The sequence below is a fragment of the Agromyces binzhouensis genome (assembly GCF_042672355.1).
GTDB classification, from domain to species: domain Bacteria; phylum Actinomycetota; class Actinomycetes; order Actinomycetales; family Microbacteriaceae; genus Agromyces; species Agromyces binzhouensis.
Genome location: NZ_JBHXVJ010000002.1, coordinates 54,481 through 80,525, shown reverse-complemented (window position 1 = coordinate 80,525; position 26,045 = coordinate 54,481). Strand labels below are relative to the sequence as shown.

24 protein-coding genes are annotated in these 26,045 nt (G+C 72.4%); 12 read left to right on the top strand and 12 right to left on the bottom strand.

Annotated elements, in window-relative coordinates; all coding sequences use genetic code 11:
* Positions 1–85 precede the first annotated feature (85 nt).
* Positions 86–448, bottom strand: coding sequence for a DUF2304 domain-containing protein (locus ACFVHK_RS04100; protein WP_376927726.1), 363 nt, complete (start codon positions 446–448; stop codon positions 86–88).
* A gap of 10 nt (positions 449–458) precedes the next feature.
* Entirely contained in the window at positions 459–1,124 is a 666-nt protein-coding gene (locus tag ACFVHK_RS04095; protein WP_376927725.1) for a glycosyltransferase family 2 protein, read from the bottom strand.
* Between the two features lie 72 nt (positions 1,125–1,196).
* Here ACFVHK_RS04095 and ACFVHK_RS04090 point away from each other — a divergent pair, with 72 nt between their 5' ends.
* From ACFVHK_RS04090 to ACFVHK_RS04070, 5 genes are read left to right on the top strand one after another with little or no spacing between them, the layout of a single operon-like run.
* Positions 1,197–2,678: a lipopolysaccharide biosynthesis protein gene (locus tag ACFVHK_RS04090; protein WP_376927724.1), complete on the top strand. Its 1,482-nt coding sequence runs from the start codon at positions 1,197–1,199 to the stop codon at positions 2,676–2,678.
* 15 nt (positions 2,679–2,693) lie between these two features.
* The gene (locus tag ACFVHK_RS04085) at positions 2,694–3,281 is read left to right on the top strand and encodes an acyltransferase (protein ID WP_376927995.1); all 588 of its coding nucleotides are present in this window, start codon (positions 2,694–2,696) and stop codon (positions 3,279–3,281) included.
* Positions 3,278–4,369 (top strand): DegT/DnrJ/EryC1/StrS family aminotransferase, encoded by a 1,092-nt coding sequence (locus ACFVHK_RS04080; RefSeq protein WP_376927723.1) that lies wholly within the window; start codon positions 3,278–3,280, stop codon positions 4,367–4,369. Before ACFVHK_RS04085 ends, ACFVHK_RS04080 begins: the two co-directional genes overlap by 4 nt.
* Entirely contained in the window at positions 4,369–5,364 is a 996-nt protein-coding gene (locus tag ACFVHK_RS04075) for a Gfo/Idh/MocA family oxidoreductase (RefSeq protein WP_376927994.1), read from the top strand. Before ACFVHK_RS04080 ends, ACFVHK_RS04075 begins: the two co-directional genes overlap by 1 nt.
* A complete protein-coding gene (locus ACFVHK_RS04070) occupies positions 5,361–6,515 on the top strand; it encodes a glycosyltransferase (RefSeq protein WP_376927722.1) in 1,155 nt (384 codons plus the stop codon). Before ACFVHK_RS04075 ends, ACFVHK_RS04070 begins: the two co-directional genes overlap by 4 nt.
* A gap of 49 nt (positions 6,516–6,564) precedes the next feature.
* Here ACFVHK_RS04070 and ACFVHK_RS04065 read toward each other — a convergent pair whose 3' ends face one another.
* Positions 6,565–7,728: a glycosyltransferase family 4 protein gene (locus tag ACFVHK_RS04065; RefSeq protein WP_376927721.1), complete on the bottom strand. Its 1,164-nt coding sequence runs from the start codon at positions 7,726–7,728 to the stop codon at positions 6,565–6,567.
* A 131-nt stretch (positions 7,729–7,859) separates the two neighbouring features.
* On the opposite strand from ACFVHK_RS04065, the gene glf reads away from it, so the two are divergent.
* The 5 genes from glf (at position 7,860) to ACFVHK_RS04040 (ending at position 15,493) form a co-directional block, all read left to right on the top strand.
* Positions 7,860–9,047, top strand: a complete 1,188-nt coding sequence (gene glf / locus ACFVHK_RS04060) for a UDP-galactopyranose mutase (protein WP_376927720.1) — start codon at positions 7,860–7,862, stop codon at positions 9,045–9,047.
* Positions 9,048–9,090: 43 nt separating this feature from the next.
* Positions 9,091–11,061 (top strand): DUF6541 family protein, encoded by a 1,971-nt coding sequence (locus tag ACFVHK_RS04055; protein ID WP_376927719.1) that lies wholly within the window; start codon positions 9,091–9,093, stop codon positions 11,059–11,061.
* 31 nt (positions 11,062–11,092) lie between these two features.
* The gene (locus tag ACFVHK_RS04050; RefSeq protein WP_376927718.1) at positions 11,093–12,382 is read left to right on the top strand and encodes a nucleotide sugar dehydrogenase; all 1,290 of its coding nucleotides are present in this window, start codon (positions 11,093–11,095) and stop codon (positions 12,380–12,382) included.
* Position 12,383: 1 nt separating this feature from the next.
* On the top strand, positions 12,384–13,502 hold the full coding sequence (locus tag ACFVHK_RS04045) for a glycosyltransferase (RefSeq protein WP_376927717.1): 1,119 nt from the start codon (positions 12,384–12,386) through the stop codon (positions 13,500–13,502).
* A 62-nt stretch (positions 13,503–13,564) separates the two neighbouring features.
* Positions 13,565–15,493: a glycosyltransferase gene (locus ACFVHK_RS04040; RefSeq protein WP_376927716.1), complete on the top strand. Its 1,929-nt coding sequence runs from the start codon at positions 13,565–13,567 to the stop codon at positions 15,491–15,493.
* Positions 15,494–15,562: 69 nt separating this feature from the next.
* On the opposite strand, the gene galE is transcribed toward ACFVHK_RS04040, so the two are convergent.
* From galE to ACFVHK_RS04025, 3 genes are read right to left on the bottom strand one after another with little or no spacing between them, the layout of a single operon-like run.
* On the bottom strand, positions 15,563–16,546 hold the full coding sequence (gene galE, locus ACFVHK_RS04035; RefSeq protein ID WP_376927715.1) for a UDP-glucose 4-epimerase GalE: 984 nt from the start codon (positions 16,544–16,546) through the stop codon (positions 15,563–15,565).
* Complete coding sequence (locus ACFVHK_RS04030; protein WP_376927714.1) at positions 16,543–17,391, bottom strand: glycosyltransferase; 849 nt, start codon at positions 17,389–17,391, stop codon at positions 16,543–16,545. Before ACFVHK_RS04030 ends, galE begins: the two co-directional genes overlap by 4 nt.
* Positions 17,388–18,338, bottom strand: a complete 951-nt coding sequence (locus tag ACFVHK_RS04025; RefSeq protein ID WP_376927713.1) for a glycosyltransferase — start codon at positions 18,336–18,338, stop codon at positions 17,388–17,390. The genes ACFVHK_RS04030 and ACFVHK_RS04025 overlap by 4 nt, the downstream gene beginning before the upstream one ends.
* 141 nt (positions 18,339–18,479) lie before the next feature.
* Between ACFVHK_RS04025 and ACFVHK_RS04020 the strand changes: the two genes are divergently transcribed.
* A complete protein-coding gene (locus tag ACFVHK_RS04020) occupies positions 18,480–19,619 on the top strand; it encodes a glycosyltransferase (protein ID WP_376927712.1) in 1,140 nt (379 codons plus the stop codon).
* A 304-nt stretch (positions 19,620–19,923) separates the two neighbouring features.
* Here ACFVHK_RS04020 and ACFVHK_RS04015 read toward each other — a convergent pair whose 3' ends face one another.
* From ACFVHK_RS04015 to ACFVHK_RS04005, 3 genes are all read right to left on the bottom strand, one after another.
* Positions 19,924–21,300: an LCP family protein gene (locus ACFVHK_RS04015; RefSeq protein WP_376927711.1), complete on the bottom strand. Its 1,377-nt coding sequence runs from the start codon at positions 21,298–21,300 to the stop codon at positions 19,924–19,926.
* Positions 21,297–21,764 (bottom strand): 5-(carboxyamino)imidazole ribonucleotide mutase, encoded by a 468-nt coding sequence (gene purE / locus ACFVHK_RS04010; protein WP_376927993.1) that lies wholly within the window; start codon positions 21,762–21,764, stop codon positions 21,297–21,299. The genes ACFVHK_RS04015 and purE overlap by 4 nt, the downstream gene beginning before the upstream one ends.
* 114 nt (positions 21,765–21,878) lie before the next feature.
* Positions 21,879–23,051 carry a 5-(carboxyamino)imidazole ribonucleotide synthase gene (locus ACFVHK_RS04005; RefSeq protein WP_376927710.1) on the bottom strand — a complete coding sequence of 391 codons (1,173 nt, stop codon included), beginning with the start codon at positions 23,049–23,051 and terminating at the stop codon, positions 21,879–21,881.
* A 36-nt stretch (positions 23,052–23,087) separates the two neighbouring features.
* Here ACFVHK_RS04005 and ACFVHK_RS04000 point away from each other — a divergent pair, with 36 nt between their 5' ends.
* Entirely contained in the window at positions 23,088–23,699 is a 612-nt protein-coding gene (locus ACFVHK_RS04000; RefSeq protein WP_376927709.1) for a GtrA family protein, read from the top strand.
* Here the strand turns inward: ACFVHK_RS04000 and ACFVHK_RS03995 are convergent.
* The 3 genes from ACFVHK_RS03995 to ACFVHK_RS03985 form a co-directional block, all read right to left on the bottom strand.
* Positions 23,666–24,520, bottom strand: coding sequence for a DarT ssDNA thymidine ADP-ribosyltransferase family protein (locus tag ACFVHK_RS03995; RefSeq protein ID WP_376927708.1), 855 nt, complete (start codon positions 24,518–24,520; stop codon positions 23,666–23,668). The genes ACFVHK_RS04000 and ACFVHK_RS03995 overlap by 34 nt on opposite strands.
* A 92-nt stretch (positions 24,521–24,612) precedes the next feature.
* Positions 24,613–25,173: a PH domain-containing protein gene (locus ACFVHK_RS03990; protein ID WP_376927707.1), complete on the bottom strand. Its 561-nt coding sequence runs from the start codon at positions 25,171–25,173 to the stop codon at positions 24,613–24,615.
* A 7-nt stretch (positions 25,174–25,180) separates the two neighbouring features.
* A complete protein-coding gene (locus ACFVHK_RS03985; RefSeq protein ID WP_376927706.1) occupies positions 25,181–26,020 on the bottom strand; it encodes a biotin--[acetyl-CoA-carboxylase] ligase in 840 nt (279 codons plus the stop codon).
* Positions 26,021–26,045: the final 25 nt, after the last annotated feature.

The following is a 26,045-nucleotide window of genomic DNA, read 5'->3' as shown; positions in this document are numbered from 1 at the left end:
GACTCACCTCGTTCCCCGTCGGCGCGCCCCGCCGGGGACGCGCCGACTCCCACACCCTAGACCCCGCGAGGCGTGGGGCCTGCCGTCAGTCGCGGCGCGTCGGGGCGTCGGACTCGTCCGGCGCGGGCGCCCGGTCGAGCGCCATCTGCCGGGCGAGCTCGGTCACGTCGTTCTCGATGGAGCGGAACCGTCGGTGCGTCGTGGCGACGTAGCCGAGGAAGGTGAGGACGAGCAGGTACGTGATCAGGTCGGCGCCGCGACCGATCCCGACGAGGTTCGCCAGCCAGGTCCAGAACTGCGGGAAGAACACCGACGACGCGACGATCAGGATGAACGCGAGGAAGATGATGCGCCGGATGGCCTGGTGTCGCGCACCGCCTCCGCGCAGCATGAAGGCGATGGCGACGAGCACGGCGATCGCGACGGCGATCTGGAAGACGATCAGCACGGGACGGTCCTCACTTGAAGAGCAGGTCGACGAGGATGTTCACCGAGTTCAGCAGTGACTGCCCCTTCGACTTCGAGTAGTCGGTGTAGACGATGTGGGTCGGGTACTCGGTCCAATTCGCGTCGAGCTCGCCGATCTGGTCGACCAGCTCGGAGGCATGCGCCATCCGGTTCTGGCGGATGCGGATGCGCTCGAGGAGCCCGCGGTCGATGACGCGCAGCCCGTTGTGCGCGTCGGTCAGGGCCATGCCGGTCGTGACGCGGGTCCACCACGCCGCGGTCTTCAGCACGAGGCGCTTGATCGCGCCGACCGTCGTGCGCCCGTCGAGGAACCGCGACCCGATCACGACGTCGTAGTCGCCCTCGCGGAGCATCCGGACCATGCCGACCGCATCCGCGACCTGGTGCTGGCCGTCGGCGTCGAACGTCACGACCTCGGTCGTCCGGGGGTCGCGCAGCGCGTACGAGAACCCCGTCTGGAGACTCGCGCCCTGCCCGAGGTTGACGGGATGGCGCACGACTACGGCGCCGGCGGCCTCGGCTCGGGCAGCGGAGTCGTCGCGACTGCCGTCGTCCACGCAGACCACGTGGGGGAAGGTCCTCCGGACCTCTTCGATGACGGATGCGACGACGCTGCCCTCGTTGAACATGGGGATGACCACCCAGGTGCGCGGCATGACTACGAGTCTGACACACCGAAGGTGAACGATTAGCGTTGGGGGCATGCACGCGCACCCCGCGACGGACCGATGAGCCGACAGTTCCGCTTCGACCTCGATCGGCCCGAGGAGCGCGGCTTCGCCGGACGCGGCGCGCTCTCGGTCGTCGGCGTCGCGATCCAGGGGCTCGTGCGGTTCGTCTACTCCGTCCTCATCGGCCGGCTGCTCACTCCCGCGCTGCTCGCGGCGACGAACAGCGCCATCTCGCTCGCGCTGTTCACGAGCCTGCTGTGGCCGACCGGCACGGCCGCGGCGGCGACCAAGTTCGTCGCCCGCGCCCGCGGCGCCGGGGACGAGACGGCGGTGCACGCCATCGCCCGGCATCTCTCGATCGTCTCGTTGGCGGCCGCGGTTCCGCTCGCGCTCGGGGCGGCGGCGTTCTCGTGGTGGTCGCTGGCGCCCGGCGACGCACTGCAGGCCGGGCTCGTGGGCGCGCTCGTGATCGCATGGGCCATGTACAGCTTCGTCCGCGGGCTCCACTTCGCCGTGCACCAGGTCGGTCGCGCGACGCTCTGGGACGCGATCGCCGCCACCACGGCCGTCGTGCTGCTGCTCGCGGTGATCCTGGCCGGCGCGACGGCGCTGCTGCTGCTCCCCCTCACCGTCGGGTACGCCCTCTACGCGATCGCGGGCATCCCGCGACGGCACCCGGGTGCCCGCAGCCCCCTGCCCGCGGACCTCCGCCGCGAGATGCTCGGCTTCACGGGCTGGTCGACGCTCGGCACGCTCGCGAGCACCGGCCTGCTGCAGCTGAGCATGGTCATCGCGGGCTCGGTGGGCACGCCCGACGCCGCCGGCGCGTACGCCGCCGCGCTCACCCTCGCCACCCCGGCGTCGATGGTCGCCCGGTCGCTCTCGCTCGTGCTGTTCCCGACGATGGCCCAGGCGACCGGTCGGGCGGACGCGGCCTCGGTACGACGGCAGACGGACCTCGTGAGCCGCGGCCTCGTGGCCGTCATGGGAGCGATCTTCGGCGCGATCGCGGTCGCGGCCGAGCCCATCGTCCTGCTGTTCTTCGGCGCGCGCTACGCCGACGCCCGCGGGCCCCTCGTGATCCTGCTCGCGGCGACGTTCCTCGTCACCATCAACGTCGCCACCGTCAACGCGCTGAGCGCGGGCACCCGGCGGGGCGTGCGGATCCCGGCACTGCTCAGCGCCGTGGGCATGGTGCTCGGGCTCGCCGCGACGTGGCTGCTGGTGCCGGGCCTCGGAGTGCTCGGCGTCGCGCTCGGCTACCTCGTCGGCGCCGTGGTCATCGGCCTCGGACCGATCTCGTGGGTGTGGGCGACGGAGCGCATGCACTGGGGCGGGACGGCGCTGCGCGCCGCGCTCGGCGTGACCTGGGCGGCGGCGCTCATCATCGCCCTCGGCGTCCTCGACCCCGGCTGGTGGTGGGCGCTCGCGGCCGCGGCCGCGTTCCTCGTCGTCTGGGTGCTCCTGATGCTGCCCGAGGTCCGCATGGTAGATTCGCTCCGGCGTCCCCGCGGGTCTGCGGGAGCGGAATCACCCTGAAAGGAACCCGGAGTGGTGTTTGTCGCGCCCGGAGCGGACGTGTCCCCCGCGGCATCCGTCGGAGAGGGCACCAAGGTCTGGCACCTGGCACAGGTGCGGGAGGAAGCGCGGATCGGCTCCGACTGCATCATCGGACGCGGGGCGTACATCGGCACCGGCGTCGTCATGGGCGACCACTGCAAGGTGCAGAACGCGGCGCTGGTCTATGAGCCGGCGCGCCTCGGCCACGGCGTCTTCGTCGGCCCCGCGGTGGTGTTCACCAACGACACCTACCCGCGTGCGGTGAACCCGGACGGATCGCTCAAGAGTGCGTCGGACTGGGAGCCCGTGGGCGTCACCGTCGAGGACGGCGCCTCGATCGGGGCCCGCGCGGTGTGCGTCGCCCCGGTGCGGATCGGCCGTTGGGCGACCGTCGCCGCCGGCGCCGTCGTGACGAAGGACGTGCCCGACTACGCGCTCGTCGTCGGCGTGCCCGCGCGCCGCATCGGCTGGGTTGGCCCGGCGGGGGTGCCGCTCGTCGAGGCGGACGGCGCGTGGACGTGCCCGGCGACCGGGCGACGATTCGAACAGGACGGCGAGACCCTGAGGGAACTGGACGCATGACGAACGAATTCATCCCGGCGGCGAAGCCCATCGTGGGCGACGAGGAGCGTGCCGCGGTCGACGCGGTGCTCGCCTCGGGCATGCTGGCGCAGGGCGCCGAGGTCGCCAGCTTCGAGCAGGAGTTCTCGGACACGCTGCTCGACGGCCGCGCGGTGGTCGCCGTGAACTCCGGCACCGCCGGGCAGCACTTGGGCCTGCTCGCGGCAGGGGTTGGGCCCGGCGACGAGGTCATCGTCCCATCCTTCACGTTCGCCGCCACGGCGAACTCGGTCGCACTCACGGGCGCGACGCCGGTCTTCGCCGACATCGAGTCGGCGCACTTCTGCCTCGACCCCGCAGATGTCGCGTCCAAGATCACCGAGCGCACCGTGGGCATCATGCCGGTGCACCTGTACGGGCACCCCGCCGACATGCCCGCTTTCGAGGCCCTCGCCGACGAGCACGGGCTCGCACTGTTCGAGGACGCCGCCCAGGCCCACGGCGCCGCGCTGCACGGCCGGCGCGCGGGCACCTTCGGCCGGTTCGCGATGTTCAGCCTCTACCCGACGAAGAACATGACCAGCGGCGAGGGCGGAATGGTCTCGACCGACGACGCGGACGTCGAGCGCATGCTCCGGCTGCTGCGCAACCAGGGTATGGAGAAGCAGTACGAGAACGAGGTCGTCGGCTTCAACGCACGTATGACGAACATCCACGCGGCGATCGGGCGGGTGCAGCTCACCAAGGTCTGGGGCTGGACCGAACGCCGTCGGCAGAACGCGGCCTTCCTGGACGCGAACCTCGAGGCAGTCGTCACCCCGCCGGTCGCCGACGGCGCTGAGCACGTCTACCACCAGTACACGATCCGGGTGCCCGAGGACCGCGAAGGCTTCGCCGCCGCGCTGCGAGAGCAGTACGCGATCGGGTCGGGCGTCTACTATCCCATCCCGAACCACCGGCTGCCGTCGTTCGACCTCGAGCTCGACCTGCCCGAGACCGAGCGGGCGGCGCGCGAGGCGCTCTCCCTGCCCGTCCACCCGTCGCTCTCCGAGGCCGACCTCGAACGCGTCGTTGCCGCGGTCAACGCCCTCGCGAAGGCGGGTGCATGATGGCGGACCTGCGGATCGGACTCATCGGGCTCGGGATGATGGGCCGCCATCACGCGCGCGTCATCCGTGAGGTGGACGGCTTCGAGCTCGTCGCCGTGGCCGACGCCATGGGGGATCCCCACGGCGTGGCCGGCGACCTGCCGCTCTACGGCGACGTCGAGGCGCTCATCGACGCCGGCATCGACGCAGCGGTGGTGGCGGTCCCGACCTACCTCCACGAGGAGATCGCGCTGCGCCTGGCCGAAGCCGGCGTGCACGCCCTCATCGAGAAGCCCATCACGAGCGACTCGGCCGCGGGCGAGCGGGTCGTGCACGCGTTCCGCAGCCGCGAGCTCGTCGGCGCCGTCGGGCACATCGAGCGGTTCAACCCGGCCCTGCTGAGCCTGCGCGCGCGCATCGCCGCGGGCGAGCTGGGCGAGGTGTACCAGATCGCGACGCGCCGACAGGGTCCGTTCCCGGCCCGCATCGCCGACGTCGGCGTCGTGAAGGACCTCGCGACCCACGACATCGATCTGACCGCGTGGCTTGCGCAGAGCCCCTACGCCTCGGTCTACGCCCGCACGACGGCGCGCAGCGGGCGGACCCACGAGGACATGGTCGCCGTGACCGGGCAGCTGTCCAACGGGGTCATCACGAACCACCTCGTCAACTGGCTCTCGCCGATGAAGGAGCGGGTGACGGTCGTCACGGGCGAGCGCGGCGCCTTCGTCGCGGATACCCTCTCGGCCGACCTGACCTTCCACGAGAACGGCACGATCGACACCGAGTGGGACTCGGTCGCCGCCTTCCGCGGCGTCTCCGAAGGCTCCGTCATCCGCTTCGCGATCGCCAAGCGCGAACCCCTCCGGGTCGAGCACGAGGCCTTCCGCGACGCGATCCTCGGTCGCGAATCGCACGTGGTCACGCTCGAGCAGGGTCTCGCCACGCTGCACGTCGCCGAGGCCGTCCTCGAGTCGGCGCGCGAGAACCGAGTGGTCTCGGTCCCGGTGCAGTGAATCCCGGACGCCACGTCGTCATCGCCTCGCGCATCTTCACGCCCGAGGGCGGTGCGGCCGCCTACCGGCTCGCCGCCCTGCGCGACGCGCTCGAGGCCGACGGCGCCCAGGTCACCGTGCTCACCTCGCGACCGCCCGGCGGCGGCGTGCCGTCGACGAGGAGCGTGCGCCGTTGGCCGGTGCTGCGCGACCGGAGCGGCGCCGTGCGCGGCTACGTGCAGTACCTCAGCTTCGACGTCCCCCTGCTGTTCCGCTTGTGGGGACCGAGGCGCGTCGACGCGATCGTGGTCGAGCCGCCGCCGACCACGGGCGCCATGGTCCGGATCGCGGCGCGCCTGCGGCGCGTCCCGTACGTCTACTTCGCCGCCGACGTGAGCTCGAGCGCCGCACGCGGCATCGGCGTGAACCCGGTCGTCGTGCGCGTGCTCCGCGCCGTGGAATCATGGGTGCTTCGGGGCGCCGCACGCGTGCTGGCGGTGTCGGACGGCGTCGCACGCGAGGTCGGCGAACTCGGAGTCCGTCCGGAACGCATCCGGATCGTCGGCACGGGCGTGGACACCTCGCTCTTCCGCTTCGACGCGTCCACGGCGGCGAGGGTCGAGCCGGTCCTCGTCTACGCGGGCACGATGTCCGAGATCCAAGGCGCCGGCGTCTTCGTCGACGCGTTCCTCCGGATCGCGGAGGAGTTCCCCCGGGCACGTCTGCGAATGCTCGGCGCGGGCACCGAGCGGGACGCGCTGGTGGCGCGCGCCCGATCGACGGCGGGCGGCGACCGGATCGAGTTCCCCGGCACCGTCCCAGGTGCGACCGTGGCCGCCGAGCTCGGCCGCGCAGCGGCAGGACTCGCCTCGGTGCGACCCGGCCGCGGCTACGACTTCGCGTTCGCGACGAAGACGTTCGTCGCTGGGGCGTGCGGCGCACCCGTGATCTACGCGGGCGTGGGTCCGGCGGGCGACCGCGTCGCGCAGGCGAGCCTCGGCGACCGGGTCGACTGGGAGGTCGACGCCGTGGCCGACGCCATGCGACGCGTGCTGCGTTCGGAACCCGACGTCGCCGAGCGACGGCGCATCGCCGAGTGGGTCGACAGCCACCATTCGTCGCGTGCCGTCTCCGCGGAGGGCGCCCGCGCCGTCCGCGAGGTGCTGCGCTAATCCGGTCTCTGGCCGAGCCCCGGACGGGTGCCGCCGGCCCGCACCACGGTCACGCCCCGACGGGACCGGACGGACGGAGGAGCCGTGCGATCAGGTCGCGCTCCACGCGCTCGTCCTCGGCCGAGCTGAGCGTCGGTGCCGCCGCATCCGTCGCCGCCTTGTACCGGTCGATCGCCCCGCGGTCGAGCGTGCGCAGCGCCTCGGCGAGGTCGTCGGCGGTGAAGCCGGGACTGATCCGGCCGAGCCCGTAGCGCCGGATCAGCGAATCCGTCTCCGTCGCGGTCGAGAACACGATCGCGAGCCGGGCCTGGACGAAGTCGAAGAACTTGTTCGGGAGCATGTACCGGTGGTTCGCCGTGCGGGGCGGGAGCACGAACACGCCGACGTCGTACGCGTTGAGCGTCGCGGGCAGCTCGGCGGGGAGCACGGCGTCGTGGAACACGATGCGCTCCGAGCCCCGTGCGAGCTCACGCAGCTGCCGCCAGTACGCGCCTCCGTCCCGGCCCTGGACCAGATACAGGTCGAGCGTGAACCGCTCGTCGAGTCGCAGGGTGGCCTCGATCAGGACCTCGATGCTGCGGCCCGGGACCGCGGCGCCGCTGTGCACCAGCCGGATGCGGTCATCCGGCGTCGTGCTCGGGGCGAGGGGCTGGAGCGGGATCGCGTTCCGGACGACCTCGACGTCCACGCCGAAGGCGTCGTGGTAGAGCGCCGCGATCGAGCCGTTGACCGTCGTGACCCCCGCGGTGGGCGGAAGGTACTCGGCGCACACCCAACGCATGTACGGGGCGACCAGCAGCCGCCAGCTCAGCACGTGCGTGCGCTCCTCGGGCGCCCACTCGTGCAGGTCCCCCCACACGGGCGCACCGTGCGCTACTGCGTGCGCGAGCGGGAGCGCGCGCGCCTCGTTCGCGACCACGAGGTCGAAGCGCCGGCCGCCGATCGCGCGCAGGGCCGCCGCGACCGCGGGTGCGGACAGCTCGACCGCCCGGTATCTGCGAAGCGCCAAGGCGAGCACGCCGCTCGGGGTCTGGGCGAGCGAGGGCAGGGACGGGTCGATCTCGAGGTGCTCGGCGACACCGTCCGGGCCGTCGCCGTAGCCGACCGTCGTGACCTCGCCGAACTCCTGCAGGAGGCGCAGCTGCCGCAGCACGCGAGCGTCGCCGGGGAAGTGCGAAAAGGAGATCGAGAGGATGCGGGGGCGTCCGGGCATGCCCCCAATCGTACGTGCGCCAAGGGTTCGGCCTCCGTTCAGGGGAGGGTTCCGCGACTCGGCTATCCTGAGGTGTCGCCCGCGCGAGCGCTTCCGCGCGCCTGCCGCCCCCACCACCTCAGGAGACGTACGTGAACGCCGATCTTCTTGTCGTGGGCTCCGGATTCTTCGGGCTCACGGTCGCCGAACGACTCGCCGAGGAGCTCGGTCTCCGCGTCCAGGTCATCGACCGGCGTCCGCACATCGGGGGCAACGCATACAGCGAAGCGGAGCCGACGACCGGCATCGAGGTCCACCGCTACGGCGCGCACCTCTTCCACACGTCGAACGAACGGGTGTGGGAGTACGCGAACCGCTTCACGGCGTTCACCGACTACGTCCACCGCGTGTACACGCGCCACGACGGCGAGGTCTTCCCGATGCCGATCAACCTCGGCACCATCAACCAGTTCTTCCGGTCGGCCTACGGGCCAGAGGAGGCCAGGGCGCTCATCCGCGAGCAAGCGGGCGAGCTGGCCGGCACCGATCCGCACAACCTCAACGACAAGGGCATCCAGCTGATCGGCCGCCCGCTGTACGAGGCGTTCATCAAGCACTACACCGCCAAGCAGTGGCAGACCGATCCGAAGGACCTGCCGGCCGCCGTCGTCTCGCGCCTGCCCGTGCGGTACACGTACGACAACCGCTACTTCAACGACACCCACGAGGGGCTTCCGGTCGACGGCTACACTGCGTGGCTCGAGCGCATGGCCGACCACCCGCGCATCGACGTCGCCCTCGCCACCGACTTCTTCGACGACGACCACGCGTTCTCGCGCAGCAAGGTCCTCGGCCAACTGCCCGTGGTCTACACGGGGCCGGTGGACCGCTACTTCGACTTCGCGGAGGGCGAGCTCGGATGGCGCACGCTCGACTTCGAGCAGGAGGTGCTCCCGGTCGGCGACTTCCAGGGCACGTCGGTCATGAACTACGCCGACGACGACGTCGCCTATACGCGGATCCACGAGTTCCGGCACTTCCACCCCGAGCGCGACTACCCGACCGACAGGACCGTCATCATGCGGGAATTCTCGCGGTTCGCCGAGTCGGGCGACGAGCCGTACTACCCGGTGAACACGGCGCACGACCGCGAGCGCCTCCTGAAGTACCGCGACCTCGCCAAGGGCGAGCGCGACGTGGTCTTCGGAGGTCGCCTGGGCACCTACAAGTACCTGGACATGCACATGGCCATCGGTGCGGCACTGAGCATCGTCGACAACAAGCTCGTCCCCGCGCTCCGCGCCGGAACGGCCCTCGAGAGCGGTGGCGTCGACGAGTGAACGTCGCGACGACGCGCATCGGTGAGCGGATGACGGAGGGCCGATGACCTGGCTCGAGGCCGTGCCGGCCCTGCTCGTCTCGGCGTTCCTGGTGATCGTGCCCGGCCTGCCCATCGGTTGGGCACTCGGGGCCCGAGGCCTCGCGCTGCTCGGCCTGGGCGTCGGTGCGTCGATCAGCGGCATCGCCGTCGCCGCCGTCGTCGCACCCATGGTGGGGCTGCCTTGGACGGCCGCGACGCCGTTCGTCGTGACGCTCCCGCTCGCGGCCGCCGGCTTCGCCCTCCGCGCCTGGTGGACCCGGCACACGCCCGCCGTCCGCGTCGGCGCTGCCTGGGGACTCCCGTTCGCCGTCGGTGTCATCGGCATCCTCGTCGGCGGCGGGCTCATCGCGATGACCGCGATGCAAGGCATCGGCTCGCCAGGCAACGCCTCGCAGACCTACGACGGCATCTTCCACCTCAACGCCCTGCGGTCCATCCTCGACACCGGGAACGCCTCGCCGTTCGACATGGCCGTGAGCACCCCGGACCGCGGCGGCACGTTCTACCCGACCGCATGGCACGCGATCGCCGCGGCCGCGGCGCAGGCGAACGGCGGCGACGTGGTCATCGGCGCGAACGCCGCGGCCGTGGTCACCGCGGCCGTCGTCTGGCCGATCGCTGTCGTGTTCCTCGTCGAGCAGGTCTTCGGCGCGCAGAAGGTCGCGCTCGCCGCGGCCGGCGTGCTGAGCGCCGCCTTCGTCGCCTTCCCGCTCATGCTCGTCGAGTACGGCGTGCTCTACCCGAACCTGCTCGGGACCGCGCTCGTGCCGATCGGGCTCGGCGCCCTCGTGCTCGCGCTCGGCGTCTCCGCGGCGCCGCAGCTCGAGGTGTCGGGCCGCTGGGTGCTCGCGGCCTGGCTGCTGCCCGGCATCGGCCTCGCGCACCCCAACGCGGTGTTCACGCTCGCGGTACTCGCCGCGCCACTCGTGGTGTGGGCCATCGTCGCCTACGACCTGCGCACGCGCCACGAGCCGCGCCGCGGCATCCGTCTGACCGCCGCCATCCTCGGGACCGTGGTCGTCGCGGGTGCGCTCGCCCTCGTCTGGACTCGCCTGCTCCCCCAGGACAACCTGTGGCTGCCCTACCAGCGCTTCCCGCAGGCGTTCGGCGAGGTGCTGCTGAACGCGCCCCGCGGGCGGCAGGCGGCGATCGCGGTCTCGGTGATCGCGATCGTCGGCTTCGTCGCGGCCGTGGGGGTCGCGCGCTACCGCTGGCTCATCGGCTCGTTCGGCGTGGCGACCGTGCTCTACGTGTTCGCGACCGGCTGGGAGCCGGGTCGACTGCGAGACCTCGTCACCGGGCTCTGGTACAACGACACGTTCCGCATCGCGGCGCTGATGCCGCTCGTGGTGCTCCCGATCGCCGTGCTGGGGGTGCTGGTGCTCGTGCGATGGCTCCAGCGGATGCTGCGCAGCGACCGGATCTCGCGGTGGCGACCGGTCGCCGATCGCCCCGCGATCGCGGCCGCCGTCGTCGCGGCCGTGGTGCTCGTCGCGCTCGTGCCGATCACGCAAGACCGCACGATCGCGTTCGAACGCGACCGCCTGGCGCGCGCGTACCAGCCGGAGCGCACCGACCGGGTGCTCAGCGAGGACGAAGTCGCCCTGTTCGAGGACGTGCGCGAGCTCGTGCCCGAGGATGCGGTCATCGCCGGCAACCCGTGGAACGGCAGCTCGCTCGTCTACGCGTTCACGGGTCGGCAGGCGCTGTTCGCGCACGTCGGCGGCGCATACGGCGACGAGCGCTGGACGATCGCGGACGCGCTCGACGACGGCACCCCCGCGGCGTGCCGCGCTGCAGCCGACCTCGGCGTGACCCACCTCATCGACTTCGGCGACGACTACGTCTTCGACGGGGATCCGCGCGCGGAGCGCTTCCCCGGCTTCGACGAGCCCGCCGACTCCGACATCCTGACCCCGATCGCCCTCGAGGGCGACGCCGTCCTCTACGAGATCACCGGGTGCGGGCAGTGATCCGCCCGCACTCCAGAGAAGGGACACTCCCGTGAAGATCGCCGTCATCGCCCTCGGCAAGATCGGCCTGCCGCTCGCCGTCCAGTTCGCCTCGAAGGGCCACGAGGTGGTCGGCGTCGACGTGAACCCGCGCACGGTCGAGCTCGTCAACGCGGGCGTCGAGCCCTTCCCGGGCGAGGCGCACCTGCAGGATCAGCTCTCCGAGCTGGTGCCGGCCGGGCGCCTGCGCGCGACGACCGACTACGCAGACGCGGTGCCCGGCGCCGACGCGGTCGTGCTCGTCGTCCCGCTCTTCGTCGACGACGAGGCACGACCCGACTTCGGCTGGATGGATGCCGCGACGCGCTCGCTCGGCCTGCACCTCACCGCGGGCACGCTCGTCGCCTACGAGACGACGCTCCCGGTCGGCACGACGCGCGGCCGCTGGAAGCCGATGCTCGAGGAGGTGTCGGGACTCGTCGAGGGCCGCGACTTCCACCTCGTCTTCTCGCCCGAGCGCGTGCTGACCGGCCGCGTCTTCGCCGACCTTCGCAAGTACCCGAAGCTCGTGGGCGGGCTCAGCGAGGAGGGCGCGCGCCGCGCGGTCGAGTTCTACGAGTCGGTGCTCGACTTCGACGAGCGCCCCGACCTCGCGCGTCCGAACGGCGTGTGGGACCTCGGGTCCGCGGAGGCGTCGGAGCTGGCGAAGCTCGCCGAGACGACCTACCGCGACGTCAACATCGGCCTTGCCAACCAGTTCGCCCGCTTCGCCGGCGAGCACGGCATCGACGTCTACCAGGTGATCGAGGCCTCGAACTCGCAGCCGTACAGCCACATCCACCAGCCCGGCATCGCCGTCGGCGGCCACTGCATCCCCGTGTACCCGCGCCTGTACCTCTGGAACGACCCGGCCGCGAGCGTGGTCCGCGTCGCCCGCGAGGCGAACGCGGCGATGCCCGAGTACGCCGTCGCGCTGCTCGAGGGCGTGCACGGCGACCTCGCGGGCCAGCGGGTCGCGGTGCTCGGCGCCGCCTATCGCGGCGGCGTCAAGGAGACCGCGTTCTCCGGCGTGTTCGACACCGTTCGCTCGCTCGCGGCGCGCGGCGCCGAGGTCTCGGTCCAGGATCCGCTGTACTCGGACGACGAGCTCACCGCACTGGGCTTCACGCCGTACCACCTGGGCGAACCGGTCGACGCGGCCGTGGTGCAGGCCGACCACGCCGAGTACCGCGAGCTGTCGCCGGCGGACCTGCCCGGGGTGCGCTCGTTCGTCGACGGCCGCCGGGTGAGCTCGGCGGAGCGGTGGCCCGGCGTCGGATACCGGGTGATCGGGAAGTCCTGACGTGCGGGTCGCGCTGACGAAGAGCACGCTGCGGGTGCCGCCCACGTACTTCGCGGTGCAGCACGCGATGCGACTCGCCGCAGCGCACGAGTTCCGCTTCTTCGCGGGCGTCGCCGAGGTCGACGACCCGGCCGTCGCCGTGGCGGTCGAGATCGTCGAGGCCGTGCCCTTCCCCGCACTCGGGTTCCGACGCCGCGAGCTGCTCCTGTCCGTCGCGCTGCCCCGGTGGTCGCGGCAGGTCTCGTCGTGGAGGCCCGACCTCGTCCACCAGCATGCCGCGACGTGGTCGCTGCCGGCCGTCCGCGCGGCGCGGCGCACGGGGGCGCCGCTGCTCACGACGATCCACGGCGGCGACGTCGAGGTCGCGGTGCGTCCCGCTCGCGGCGCGATGCAGCGCTGGCACCACCGCAACGTCCGGGCCGCCGGCGATGCGAGCGCGCGCATCCTCGCGGTGAGCAGCCACCTCGCCGGGCGGGCGGTGCTCGCGGGCCTGCCCGCCGAGCGGATCGAGGTGCACTACCAGGGCGTCGACACGGAGGTCTTCCGACCCGGCGACGGGCGACCGGACGGCCCGCCGCGGGTCGTGTTCGCCGGTGCGCTCGTCGAGCGGAAGGGCGTGCTCGACCTGCTCGCGGCCTCGCGCGCGGCCGTCACGTCGGCCCCCCACGAGCTGCGCCTGGTCGGCGCCGGCCCGCTCGCGGAGCGGCTCGCGCACGAGACGGCCGCCGATGCCCACGTCACGTTGGTCGGACGGCTCGACCGCGACGCGCTGCGCACCGAGCTGCAGTCCGCCGCCGCGCTCGTCCTCCCGACGAAGACCCTCCAGGGCGGCCAAGAGGCGGCCGGCCTCGTGCTGGTGGAAGCGCAGGCCTGCGGCGTCCCGGTGATCGCCTACCGGTCGGGGGGCACGCCCGAGATGCTCCGGGAGGGCGAGACCGGCCTGCTCGTCCCCGAGGGCGACCGTCCGGCCCTCGGCGCCGCGCTCGCCGATCTGCTGGGCCTGCCCGCCGCGGACCGCGCCCGGATGTCGGCGGCCGCGCGACGCTTCGCCGTCGAGGAGCGCAGTCTCGCGGTGAGCGCCCGCGAACTCGACGCGCACTACCGCGACCTGTTCGTCTGAACGGCCCGTTCGGGGCGGCCGGGTATCCTTTCCCACGGCCTCGAATCGAATGAAGGAGCTCCGTGTCCCAACCGACCACGTCGACCACGGTCCAGAACGTCGTCTTCCCCGCGGACCGCGACCCGGACGTGCTGGCGCTGTACGCCGACCCGGAGACCTGGACCACCCTCGACGGGGAGCCCGTGCGGGTCACGGCCGACGGCCACATCGACGACGTCGAGAGCCGGCACTCGCTGCGCGTCCGCGCCGGTCGGCGCGTGTCGTTCGCGAGCTACTTCAACGCGTTCCCCGCCTCGTACTGGCAGCACAGCACGTCGCTGACCACGATCCGGCTCGAGCTCGAGGTGCGCGGCGAGGCGACGGTGCTCGTCTACCGCTCGAACCCGCGTGGCATCGCGCAGCGCGTGGCCTGGAAGCGCTCGGAGGGCACCGACACGTCCCTGCTCGCGTTCGACCTCCCTCTCGAGCGCTTCGCGGACGGCGGGTGGTACTGGTTCGACCTCGTCGCCGGTGATGAGGGGGCCGTGCTCGAGCGCGGTGCCTGGCTGGCGGACGTGCCGTCGAGCGACGACCCGCGGGGCCTGACGCTCGGCATCACGACGTTCAACAAGCCGGACTACTGCGTCCGCACGCTCGAGACGCTCGCGGCCGACCCCGAGCTGCTCGCGGAGCTCTCCCGGATCTTCCTGATCGACCAGGGCACGAGGCTCGTCGAAGACCAGCCCGGCTTCCGCGCGGTGGCCGAGCGCCTGGGCGACAAGCTGGCCGTCATCCGACAGCCCAACCTCGGCGGCTCCGGCGGCTTCAGCCGTTCGATGGCCGAGAGCCTCGACGTGGAGGGCGCCGGGTACGTGATGCTGCTCGACGACGACGTCTCGGTCGAGTCCGAGAGCATCCTGCGGGCGCTACGCTTCGCGCGCGCCACGACCCGGCCGACGATCGTCGGCGGCCACATGTTCGACCTGAACTCCCGCACCGTGCTGCACGGCTTCGCCGAGAAGGTCGATCAGGGCGCGTTCTTCTGGGGCCCGTCGACGCCCGAGCAGGAGCGCCACGACTTCGCGCAGGCGAACCTCCGACAGTCGCCGTGGATGCACGCGCGCATGGACGCCGACTACAACGGCTGGTGGATGTGTCTCATCCCGCTCGAGGTCGTGCGCCGGATCGGCCTGGCGCTGCCCGTCTTCATCAAGTGGGACGACGCCGAGTACGGCCTGCGCGCGAAGGCGGCGGGGATCCCGACGGTCTCGCTGCCGGGTGCGGCCCTGTGGCACATCTCGTGGATCGACAAGGACGACAGTATCGACTGGCAGGCCTACTTCCACGCCCGAAACCGCATGGTGGCCGCGCTCATCCACTCGCGGGTGCCCAAGGGCGGGCGGCTGCTGCGCTCCAGCCGGCGCATCGACCTCAAGCACCTGCTGTCGATGCAGTACTACGCGGTGACCCTGCGCCACCGGGCCCTCGCCGACGTCCTGGCCGGACCGGACGCGCTCCACCCGGCGATGCCCACGAAGCTCGCCGAGGTGCGCGCCGCGGCAGCGGAGTTCCCCGAGACGGTCGTGCACCCGTTCGACGACGACCTCCCGTCGACCACCGAGGGCAAGCGCATCTACCCGATCGACCAGACGGGCGAAGCGCCGAGCGGTCCGGTCCTGCTGGCCTGGACGGCCAGGTCGGCGCTCCGCCACGCGGTGAAGGACCCGGCCGAGCGCAACGTCGACCATCCGCAGGTCGAGCTCTCCAAGCACGACGCGACCTGGTACCGCGTGCCCGGGTTCGACAGCGCGCTCATCTCGACCGCGGATGGCGCGGGCGCCAACTGGTACCGGCGCGATCGCCGTACGTTCCTGCGGCTCTGGCGCGAGAGCCTGCGCCTGCACCGCCGGATCGAGCAGGAGTGGGACCGCCTGCAGGCGCAGTATCGGGCGAGCGCCGACGAGATCACGTCACCCGAGGCGTGGCGCCGCACGTTCGACACCGCCGACTGACGCGGCAGGGCGCACGCACGCGCCGCGCCGGCACGTCGCGGCCGGCGCGCGGCGGCGTTCGCGTGCCGCCTAGTCCCTCGACCGCGTCCGTCGGGCCAGGTCCGCCTCGCACGCCGAGGCGATGATCTCGTCGAGGCCGCGGGTCGCCCGCCAGCCGAGGTCGGTCTCGATCCGGCCCGGGTCTGCGACGAGCTGCGCGGGGTCGCCCGCACGCGCCGGCACGATCTCGGGCTCCAGCTCGGTCCCTCTCTCGGCGGAGATCCGGGCGATGACCTCGAGCACGCTCGCCCCTGACCCCGTGCCGACATTGAAGACGTCGTGCATCCGGTCGGGCGCATCGAGGTGCTCGAGTGCAGCGAGGTGAGCCTCGGCCAGGTCGAGCACGTGCACGTAGTCGCGCACGCCCGTGCCGTCCGGGGTCGGGTGGTGATCGCCGTAGACCAGAGGACGCAGGCCGCGTGCCATGCGGTCGAGGACGATCGTGACGAGGTTCAGCGCCTCAGGGTCGCCGAGGTCCGGCCGGCCGGCGCCGGCGACGTTGAAGTAGCGCAGGCTCGCGTGACTGAGCCCGGTCGCGCGGGCGGCGTCGGCGAGCATCCACTCCCCCACGAGCTTCGTGGCGCCGTACGGGTTGATCGGCCGCGGCTCGACGGTCTCGTCGACGATCGTGCGCTCCGGCACGCCGTACACGGCAGCCGAAGAGGAGAACACGACGCGCTCGACGCCCGTGCGGGCGATCGCCTCCAGCAGGTTGGCCATGCCGCCGACGTTCTGGCGGTAGTACCAGGCGGGCCGCTGCATCGACTCGCCGACCTGCTTCTTCGCCGCGACGTGGACGACCGCGTCGACCCCGTGCGAGCGGATGGCGCCCTCGAGCTGGTCGGTCGCGGCATCCGTGCTCAGGTCGACGTGCATGAGCGGGACGTCGCCGATCCGGTCCGGCGAGCCGGTCGAGAGGTCGTCGGCGACGACCACATCACGGCCCGCCTCGACGAGCACGTGCACGATATGCGCGCCGATGTATCCGGCGCCACCGGTGACGAGTACGCTCACGCGAGGTCCCTCCCCTCTGCGGCTCCGCCCCGCGCGATGAAGCGTCGGTACGCGAGCCGGCGCACGGGCTCGGGCACGAAGCGGTATCCGCCGCGGACGACCACGTTGCGCAGGTACTCGCCCCGTGTCGTGAAGCCGATGCGCCGGAACGCCCGCTGGAGCGCCATCTCGCTGCGCCACTGGGCCGTGCCGCCGCGACGCGCGTATGCACCCGCACCGACCCGGTACATGACGAGGGGATCGGCCAGGTTCCCGACGCGCGCGCCCGCGTGGATCATCCGCGCGAACAGCCAGTAGTCCTCCATGAGGCCGAGCGGCTGGTAGCCGCCCGCCCGTTCGACCGCTGAGCGGCGGTAGACCACGGTCGGGTGGCTGAACGGGTCGTGGAACCGCGCGTAGTTCCGGATCTCGTCCTCGCCCGTACGAGGCACGCGCCGGCCGACGATCGACCCGTCGTCGTCGAGGAACTCGAGCATGCCGGTCCCGACGAGGTCGAGGCCGTCCTCGATCAGGGGCAGCTGGGCAGCGAAGCGCTCGGGAAGCGAGATGTCGTCGGCGTCCATGCGGGCGACGACGTCGTACTCGCTGAGGGCGAGGCCCTCGTCGAGCGCCCCCGCGAGCCCGACGTTCTCGTCGATCCGGCGATGCACCACCGGCACGGGCGAGTCCGCGATCGCCGACTCGATCGCGCCCTCGAGTCCCGGCGAGACCGGTCCATCCTGCACGAGGACCACCTGCCCCGGCCGACGCGACTGGCCGCCGACGCTCGACGCGAAGGCCTTCGCGAAGTGCACCGGGTGGTCGCCCCCGTAGACGGCCATGAGCAGGCTGAACGGCTCCGTCACGAGCCCTCCACCGCCGCGACGGCGTCACTGGCTCGCCCGAGGCCCGCGAGCGCGTCGGCGTTCGGTCGGGGCCGGTACCGGGTGCCGTCCCGCCAGCCGCGCCGCCAGCCGTCGGCGAGCGTGGCGCGGTCCTGCGAGCGGATGCCGGTGCGGAGCCATCGCAGGACGCTCGAGCCGCCGTACAGCAGCTTCTCCCAGGGGGCGAGACTCGCCGAGCGACGGAACATCCAGAGCTTGTTGCGCACCTCGTAGTAGAAGCGGTGGCCGGGGTCGGCGTCGGTCGAGCCCAGCACGCGCGTCTTGTGCAGGACGACCGAGGACGGCACATGCAGCCCGCGGCGGCCGCGCAGCGCGCGCGCCGAGTACTCGAAGTCGTCGTTCCAGATGAAGTAGTCCGCGATGGGCAGGCCGATCGCGCGAACCACGTCGGCCCGGACGAGCATCGACACGAACGACGTGCTGCGGATCGGCATCCCGCCCCGCGCCTGGGCGGCCGCCCGCTCGGAGGAGCCGGCGAACGGCTTCGGCCGGGGCGTGTTCATCGGATGCTCGGTGCCGTCGAACCACTCCACGCGCGACCCGGCCACCACGACCTCGGTGCCGGCGACCGCGCCGACGAGTTCCGCGAGCGCGGTCGGGGTGGGGACCGTGTCGTCGTCCATGAGCCAGAGCCAGTCGGGCGCGTGGTCCGCGAGGGCCACGGCCATGCCCGCCGCGAACCCGCCGGCGCCCCCGGTGTTGCGCGGCAGCCGGATGAGGTCGACCAGTTCGCCCGCGGCGCGGGCGACCTCCGCGGAGTCGTCGGTGGAGGCGTTGTCGACGACGACGACGCGGGCGACGCGCTCGGTCTGCGCGGCGAGCGCCTCGAGCACTTCGGCGAGCAGGTCGCGGCGGTTGTATGCGACGACCACGGCGACGACGCGCGGGGGGGCAGGACTGGAAGGCATCGGCTCTCGGATTCGATCGGAGGGGGTCCATCCATCTTGCCCTGTCCGAGCGCACTCGGCTGTCCACAGCCGCTCCGCGCCCGGCTTCCCGGCAGGCGGACGCGGGTACAGTTGACGCGACCGACCCCTCGAAGGAGGCGCATGCCCACCACGCTGCGCGTGATCGTCGACCAGCTCATCGCCCCCGTCCCCGGGGCGATCGGCCGCTACGGCCAGGCGCTCACGCGAGCGCTGATCGAGACCGCGCCCGCGGGCTGCGCCGTGGAGGGCATCGTCTCCAGCTCGCTGCCCGCCGACTACGATCGCGTGCTGGCGGCGTTGCCCGGCCTCGCCGGCCTCTACAAGTCGAGCCTGGCCCGCCGAGAGCTCGCCGCGGCCTGGCAGTTCGGCGTGACCACCTCTCCCGGCGGAGGCATGATCCACGCGCCCAGCCTCTTCGCCCCGCTCCGCCGCCACGACCGCACGGTCCCGGGAGAGCAGGTCGTCGTCACGGTGCACGACGTCCTCGCGTGGACCCACCCCGGGTCCCTCACGACGACGTCCGTCGCATGGCAGAAGGCGATGCTCAAGCGCGCGCGACGCCACGCCGACGCGGTCGTGGTGCCCACGCACGCGCTCGCGGAGCGACTCGCGTCGATCGTCGACCTCGGCGACCGCGTCCGGGTCATCGGCACCGCGCCTCGGCCGGGGCTCGTCGTCCCCGCCGACGGCGACGCGATCGCGCTCGAGCTCGGCCTGCCCGCCGAGTACCTCGTCGTCGAGGGTTCGCTCGAGCCGCGCAAGGGCGTGGTCGACCTGCTGCAGGCGCTGGGTCGGCCGGGCGTGCCCGAGATCCCACTCGTCGTCGTCGGTCCCGAGTCCTACGGCGAGCAGCACCTCGCGGCGGTCGCCGAGGAGGCGGGCGTCGCGGCGGCGCGCGTCCACGCCGTCGTGCCGGCGGGCGCCGAACAACTCGCGGTCGTCCTCGCCGGCGCCACCGCGTTTGTCGCGCCGAGCCACGATGAGGGCGACGGCACCGAGCTCATCGAGGCCTTCAGCCTCGGCGTTCCGGTCATCCACTCCGACGCGCCCGCCTACATCGAGGTCGCCGCCGACGCCGGACTCGCCGTCCCGGTCGGCGGGGGCCGCGGCTACGGCGAGCGCCTCGCGGCCGCGGTGACGGCCGTGATCGAGCAGCGCCACCTCGCCGAGCGCCTGTCGGTCTCCGGCGGCGACCGCGCCAATGCGTTCGACTGGCGCGACTCGGCCGAGCTGGTGTGGCAGTTGCACGCAGACCTGTAGGCGGCACGACCGACCGGCCGACTCTGCCGAGCTGCGGCGTCGGTCGATGGCGCCCGCGAACGCCCTGAGCTGCGGCTCGAGGACCGGTGCCGAGTATCGCGCGTACGAGGGGGTCAGATGGTCGTCGTCGAGGCGGGCCGCGACGTCGCCCACCGCCGCCGGGCAACGGCCGTCGGGGCAGATCGCGGCGCCGAGTTCGACCAGGTGCACGCCGGGGTGTATCGACGTCCTTCGAGGGAGTGTCGGGTCCGAACGGACGAGTCGGGGTATGCCGGTCGCATGACTCGCTCGGGACGCGCGTGGATCACCCCCCTGTCGACGCCTCCGTCGGCTCCGCGGTCGCGGACACCAGGGCCTCCTGCACCATCGCATGGATCATGTCCCAGTCCGGCTCGGCCGGGTCGATGCCGCTCACCGGCGTCAACTCGAGCGTCTGCACGGGAAGCTCCCGGGTCTTGCCGGCGAGATCGGCGAAGTAGCCGAGCATCGACTGGGGGATGTCGGTCTTCACGGTTTCGGCACCGGCTTCTGCCACCGCCTGGAACTTCGTCAGCACGTTCGCGGGGGTGAACTGCACGAGGATCGCCTCCTGCAGCACACGCTGGCGTTCCATCCGGTCGTAGTCACTCGTACCGTGGCGGGCACGGGCGTACCAGAGCGCCGTGTAGCCGTTCATGTGCTGCGGGCCGGCTTCGACCCAGCCGTCGACGTTCTCGAGGTTCTCATCGCCGCCGATCGGGAGCCGCTCCTCGACCGTGATGTCGACGCCGCCGAGCGCGTCGATCAGCGCCTCGAAGCCCTGCATGTCGATCAGCACGTAGTACTGGATCGTGAGTCCGGTGACGCCCTCCGCGGCGTCGCGCATCCCCTCGATGCCGGGTTGGCTACCCTGCGCGGCCGCGTCGGGGTACATCTCGGGGCTCTTCAGCTCGACCTCGGTGTAGATCGAGTTCAGGAGGCAGACATCCACCTCGCACCCGTCGATCGAGCCGTACCCCTCCGGGTAGACGGCGGCGAGCGGTGAGTCGGACGGGAAGGGGATGTCCTCGAGGTCGCGAGGCAGTCCGATGAGCACGGCCTGTCCGGTCGTCGCGTCGATCGAGGCGACGGTCATCGAATCGGGCCGCATGCCCTCTCGGTCGGGCCCGGAGTCCCCGCCGAGCAGCAGGATGTTGTATCGGCCGTCGACCGGGGGTTCGCTCGGACCCGCGACGAAGACCGACGACAGGAACCCGCTCGCGGTGGTCGCCACGTAGGCGCCGTAGGCTGCGCCCCCGGAGACGAGGACCATGACGGCCGCCGCGAACAGGGCGATCCATGCCCGCGCGGACGGTTCGGTCTTCACGAGGCGCACGAGCCGCAGGGTGTCGAGCGTCAGGACCACCCAGAGCACGCCGTAGAACACGAGGGCGAGCGCGATGACCCAGAGGAACACGCTGTTGGAGACGAGCGTGAAGAGCACCGTCGGTGCGACGAAGCGGAGCACGATCGCCACGATCGCGAGCGCCCACAGCGCGAGCGTCGCGCCGAGGCCGAGCCGTCCGAGCCGGTGGTTGCCGGCGAGCGACTGCGCGGACCCCGGGACCAGGATGTTGAGGCCGACGAGCCACCAACCGCGCCGCGTCATGACCTGGCGCGACCCGGTGTCCGGGTAGCGGATCGGGCTGTCGGCGAGGTTCATCGGTTCGACTTCAGCCGTTCGTTCTTCTCCTCGACGAGCGCCGCGAGCGAGTCGGCGTACTCGGCGAGCGCATCGCGCAACGCGTCGTCGGCGGTGGCCAGGATCTTCACCGCGATGAGGCCGGCGTTCTTCGCGCCGCCGATCGACACGGTCGCGACCGGGACGCCCGCCGGCATCTGCACGATCGACAGCAGCGAGTCGAGTCCGTCGAGCCGAGAGAGCGGCACGGGGACGCCGACCACGGGGAGCGTGGTCACGGATGCGAGCATGCCCGGCAGGTGGGCCGCGCCGCCGGCGCCGGCGATGATGACGCGGATGCCGCGGCCGGCGGCCTCCTTGCCGTAGGCGATCATCTTCTCGGGGGTGCGGTGCGCCGAGACCACCTCGACCTCGTGCGCGACGCCGAACTCCTCGAGGAGGTCCGACGCATCCTTCATCACGGACCAGTCGGAGTCCGAGCCCATGACGACGCCGACGAGGGGGGTGGTGGGGTTGCCTGCGATCACTCGAACGATATTAGGGCCGTCTGCTGCGTGTTCCCCGCAGCGGCGCTCCGCCGGGACGCTCGTCGCCGGGTTTCAGTCCTGCAACGCGGCGGCCGCCGCGCGCGCCTCGTAGACGGCATCGTCGAGGTCGTCGCCGATCGCGGTCACGTGGCCGACCTTCCGGCCCGGGCGCGGGTCCTTGCCGTAGTTGTGGATCTTCACGGTCGGATGCGACGCCAACGCGTCTGCGTACCGTTCGGCGAGCGTGCCCTCGGCGGGGCCGCCGAGGAGGTTCACCATGACCGCCCATTCGGCGTGGCATCCGGTGCCGCCCAGGGGCAGGTCGAGCACGGCGCGCAGGTGCTGCTCGAACTGCCCGGTGGTCGCGCCGTCCATGCTCCAGTGCCCGGAGTTGTGGGGTCGCATGGCCAGTTCGTTCACGAGCACGCGGTCATCGGTCGTCTCGAACATCTCGACCGCGAGCACGCCGGTCACGCCGAGCCCCTCGGCGATGGCGACGGCGACGTCGGCGGCGACGTCGGCGAGCCGGCCCGCCGAGTGCGGAGCGGGGGCGATGACCTCGCTGCAGACTCCGCCGACCTGCACGGTCTCGACGAGCGGCCACGCGACGACCTCGCCCGACGGGCGGCGGGCGACGAGCTGCGCCAGCTCGCGGCGGAAGTCGACGAGTTCCTCGACGAGCAGGGCCCCGTCGCGGCCGTCCTCGGCGATCGCGGCGAACCACTCCGCGACCTCGGCCGCCGTGCGCACCACGCGCACGCCCTTGCCGTCGTAGCCGCCGCGAGGCGTCTTCACGACGGCCGAGCCGCCGTGCTCGGCGATGAAGGCGTCGAGCTCCTCGGGGGTCGACACGCGCGCCCACGCGGGGACGGGGAGGCCGAGGTCGGACAGCCGCTCCCGCATGAGGAGCTTGTCCTGCGCGTAGCGCAGGGCGTCGGGACCGGGGTGCACCCGGATGCCGGCGTCGACGAGCGCGCGCAGCACGTCCTGCGGGACGTGCTCATGGTCGAACGTGACGACGTCGACCTCGCGCGCGAACGGCAGCACGGTCTCGATGTCGGTGTAGTCGCCGACGCGGTCGGCCGCGAGTCCGGCCGCCATGCCGTCGGCCTCCGCGAGCACCTTGAGCTCGACCCCGAGCTCGATCGCCGCGGGGATCATCATGCGGGCGAGCTGCCCTGCGCCGATCACTCCGACTCGCACGTGACGCACCATCCGTTCCCGCGACGCCGATCGCCGCGACATCCAAGTCTAGGGCGACCGCTCCTCTAGGATCGGGGGGTGCCCGAGACCCTCCGATCGCTTGCGTCACGGGCGTGGCACGGATTCCTCGCCTACCTGCTGAAGTTCGGCGTCGTCGGTCTCATCGGACTGGTGATCGACGTACTGCTCTTCAACGCGCTGCGGGTCGGCGTGTTCGGCACGGACACATGGGCCCAGTCGGCGATCGGGGCGAAGACGATCTCGACGAGCGTCGCGATCGTCTTCAACTGGCTCGGCAACCGCTACTGGACCTTCCGGCGGCATCGACGCCGGCACGTGCTGCGGGAGTTCGTCGAGTACCTCGTCGTCTCGCTCGGCGGCATGGCCATCTCGTTGATCTGCCTCTGGGTGAGCCACCACCTGCTCGGCTTCACGAGCCTGCTCGCCGACAACATCTCGTCCAACGTGATCGGCCTCGGCCTGGGGACGGCGTTCCGGTTCGTGCTCTACCGGTACTGGGTCTACGGTCACCACCGCGGCGACGGGCTGTCGAACCTCGCCCGCGTCGAGGAGGCGCAGCGAGCGCTCTTCGAGCAGCCGCCGCTGGAGCGGACCGGGCCCGAGATCGACCGCGACCGGGCCGGCGCCGAACCGGCTCAGTCGCCGGAGCCGAGGAACCAGGGCGGGTAGACCGCCACGCGCGTCTTCGCGCCGACCGCCTTCAGCGCGGCACGCACCCGATCGCGCACGCGATCGTTGGACACCGCGATGAGCGCGATCCGCTCGAGCGGCACGCTGCCGCGGACGAGCAGCTCGCCCGTCCGCAGGCCCTCCCCCTCGTCGGCGAGCGTCAGCCGCACGATCGCGCGCGAGACCGCCGTCCAGTCGGCGGCGAGCTCGGCCCCGCCGACCGCGGCATCCGTCGCGCTCACGACGACCTCGCCGTCGATCTCACGACGCGCCCCGGCTGCGGCCGCGACGGACGAGACGAGGATGACGTGGTCGGCCGCGGCACGCTCGACGGCCTCGGCCGTGAGCCGCGGGTCGGGCGTGCCGGTCCGGATCGCGTCCCACAGGTGCGCGTCGGTGCTGAGCAGGAACGGAACGTACTCGGCGACGGTCGCGTCCGCGCCGGGGACGCTCGCGGTCCGGCGGTACGCGCGCGCGGCGGGCGCGGCGAGGTCGACCGCGGGCGTCGCCGCCGGGTCCCCCGCGTCGGCGAGGAGGGAGCCGGCGCCGAGGATGCGTCCCAGGTTGTCGACGTGCGTCACGTGGTAGATGCGCGTGGCGCCGGCGTCGACGGGTGCGGCCGCCGCGCTGCTCGCCGCACGGGCGGGGCGGGCGGATGCCGCGGGCCCCGCACCCCGGACGGCGGCGCGCTCACGCGGAGCGCTGCGCCGCGTCGTCGGCCGCGTCGCACGTGCGGGCTTCGGCGCGGCCGCGGGCTCGGGCGGGGGCGAGCAGATCGCGCAGAGGCCCTCGTCGAATCCGTGGATGCATTCCTCGCCCAAGTGGTGTCGCCCTTCGTTCCGATCGGCCCGTCACCGTGCTCGGGCCGCGGACTACAGTACGCGCTCCGACTCGGCGCGGGCTGCACGGGACGTCAGCGACCGCCCCAGGTGACGGCATCCGTCGACGCGAACGCCGCCGGGCGCGCGGCCGGACCGACCGCGGGGCCGCCGAGTGCGTGCGCGTCGGCCATCAGCTCGTGCAGCGCGGCCTGCACCTGGAGGGGCTTCGGGACGTCGCGGATCACCACCGCCACCTCGTGCCCGGTCTCCAGTCGCACGTCGCCCGAACCCGACATCCGCTGCAGCCACGACCGGGCGACCTGGACGTCGTAGCCCGATCGATGCCAGAGCTCGCGCCGGACGCGGACGAACAGCCCCCGACGCACGATGACGCGACGCGTGGTGACCGTGGTCCGCGAGCTCAGCCAGGCGAGGTACGGCAGCAGGCTGCCGAGCACCACGAGGAGCGCGCCCGCCACGATCGCCGCGAGCCGCGGCCATCCGTCGTCGAGCCACGGGACCGCGTACGCCGTGGCGCCCGCCACGGCGACGAGCAGGAGCGAGGGCAGCACGAGGATGCGGCCGTGGCGCCGAAGGCGCGCCACGACGTGCTCGGCCCCGTCGGGCACGGGAACCTCGGCCGTCTGCCCCATAGGCCCATTAATACCTCAGGTGGGTGACGTCTCCCGCGGCGACAGCCTGCTCGTCGCCGTTCTCGTCGTCGCGCACCACGAGCCGGCCGTCGGCGTCGATCCGCTCGGCCACGCCGACGAGTTCGCCGCCGCCCGGGAGCTCGACACGCACGTCCTGGCCGAGCGTGCCGCACAACGACGCCACCCGCTCGGCGATGCCGCTCGCGATCGGGTCTCCGCCGGATACGACGAAGTCGGCGATGGACGCGAGCAGCCGCTCCAGGTAGTCGGCGAGGACGGCGTCGGCATCGGGCCGGACTCCGGTCGCCAGCTGGAGCGAGGTCGAGGTGAGCGTCGGCAGGTCGTGCTCGTCGAGCGTGAGGTTGAGGCCGGCGCCGATGACGACGGTGCCCTCGGCGACGAGCTCCGACAGGATGCCGCACACCTTGAACCCGGACACGAGCACGTCGTTCGGCCACTTCAGCCACGCCTCGACGCCGCCGGTGCCGTCCTCCTCGCCGCCACGGTCGACGGATGCCGCGGCGAGCGCTCCGCGGACCGCCTCGGTCATCGCCGCGCCCGCCAGGAGCGGGAGCCAGCCGAGCGCGTCGGGCGGAAGCGCCGCGCCGCCGAGTTCGCTCGGGCGGATGAGGACCGAGATCGCGAGCGTCTTCCCGGTCGGCGCGAGCCAGGTCCGCCCGAGTCGCCCGCGACCGCGCGTCTGGTCGTCGGTCACGACGGTCGCGCCGTGGGGCCAGCCCGAGGCATCCGCACCGGTCACGGCCTCGCGCAGGACGTCGTTCGTCGACCCGACGGAGTCGCGCCACTCGAACCTCGGCACCGCACGTCGCGATCGCTCCCAGTCCATGCGACCTCCCCTTCCGTCGAGGTTC

What these genes read in the sequence shown, in the direction of transcription:
- ACFVHK_RS04090 (WP_376927724.1), top strand. Translation starts at nt 1,197, where the DNA reads ATGAGCCGACAGTTCCGCTTCGACCTCGATCGGCCCGAGGAGCGCGGC.
- ACFVHK_RS04080 (WP_376927723.1), top strand. Translation starts at nt 3,278, where the DNA reads ATGACGAACGAATTCATCCCGGCGGCGAAGCCCATCGTGGGCGACGAG.
- ACFVHK_RS04020 (WP_376927712.1), top strand. Translation starts at nt 18,480, where the DNA reads ATGCCCACCACGCTGCGCGTGATCGTCGACCAGCTCATCGCCCCCGTC.
- ACFVHK_RS04025 (WP_376927713.1), bottom strand. Translation starts at nt 18,338, where the DNA reads ATGCCTTCCAGTCCTGCCCCCCCGCGCGTCGTCGCCGTGGTCGTCGCA.
- ACFVHK_RS04005 (WP_376927710.1), bottom strand. Translation starts at nt 23,051, where the DNA reads ATGTCGCGGCGATCGGCGTCGCGGGAACGGATGGTGCGTCACGTGCGA.
- ACFVHK_RS04055 (WP_376927719.1), top strand. Translation starts at nt 9,091, where the DNA reads ATGACCTGGCTCGAGGCCGTGCCGGCCCTGCTCGTCTCGGCGTTCCTG.
- ACFVHK_RS03990 (WP_376927707.1), bottom strand. Translation starts at nt 25,173, where the DNA reads ATGGGGCAGACGGCCGAGGTTCCCGTGCCCGACGGGGCCGAGCACGTC.
- ACFVHK_RS03985 (WP_376927706.1), bottom strand. Translation starts at nt 26,020, where the DNA reads ATGGACTGGGAGCGATCGCGACGTGCGGTGCCGAGGTTCGAGTGGCGC.
- ACFVHK_RS04015 (WP_376927711.1), bottom strand. Translation starts at nt 21,300, where the DNA reads ATGAACCTCGCCGACAGCCCGATCCGCTACCCGGACACCGGGTCGCGC.
- ACFVHK_RS04075 (WP_376927994.1), top strand. Translation starts at nt 4,369, where the DNA reads ATGGCGGACCTGCGGATCGGACTCATCGGGCTCGGGATGATGGGCCGC.
- purE (WP_376927993.1), bottom strand. Translation starts at nt 21,764, where the DNA reads ATGGGCTCGGACTCCGACTGGTCCGTGATGAAGGATGCGTCGGACCTC.
- ACFVHK_RS04065 (WP_376927721.1), bottom strand. Translation starts at nt 7,728, where the DNA reads ATGCCCGGACGCCCCCGCATCCTCTCGATCTCCTTTTCGCACTTCCCC.
- ACFVHK_RS04095 (WP_376927725.1), bottom strand. Translation starts at nt 1,124, where the DNA reads ATGCCGCGCACCTGGGTGGTCATCCCCATGTTCAACGAGGGCAGCGTC.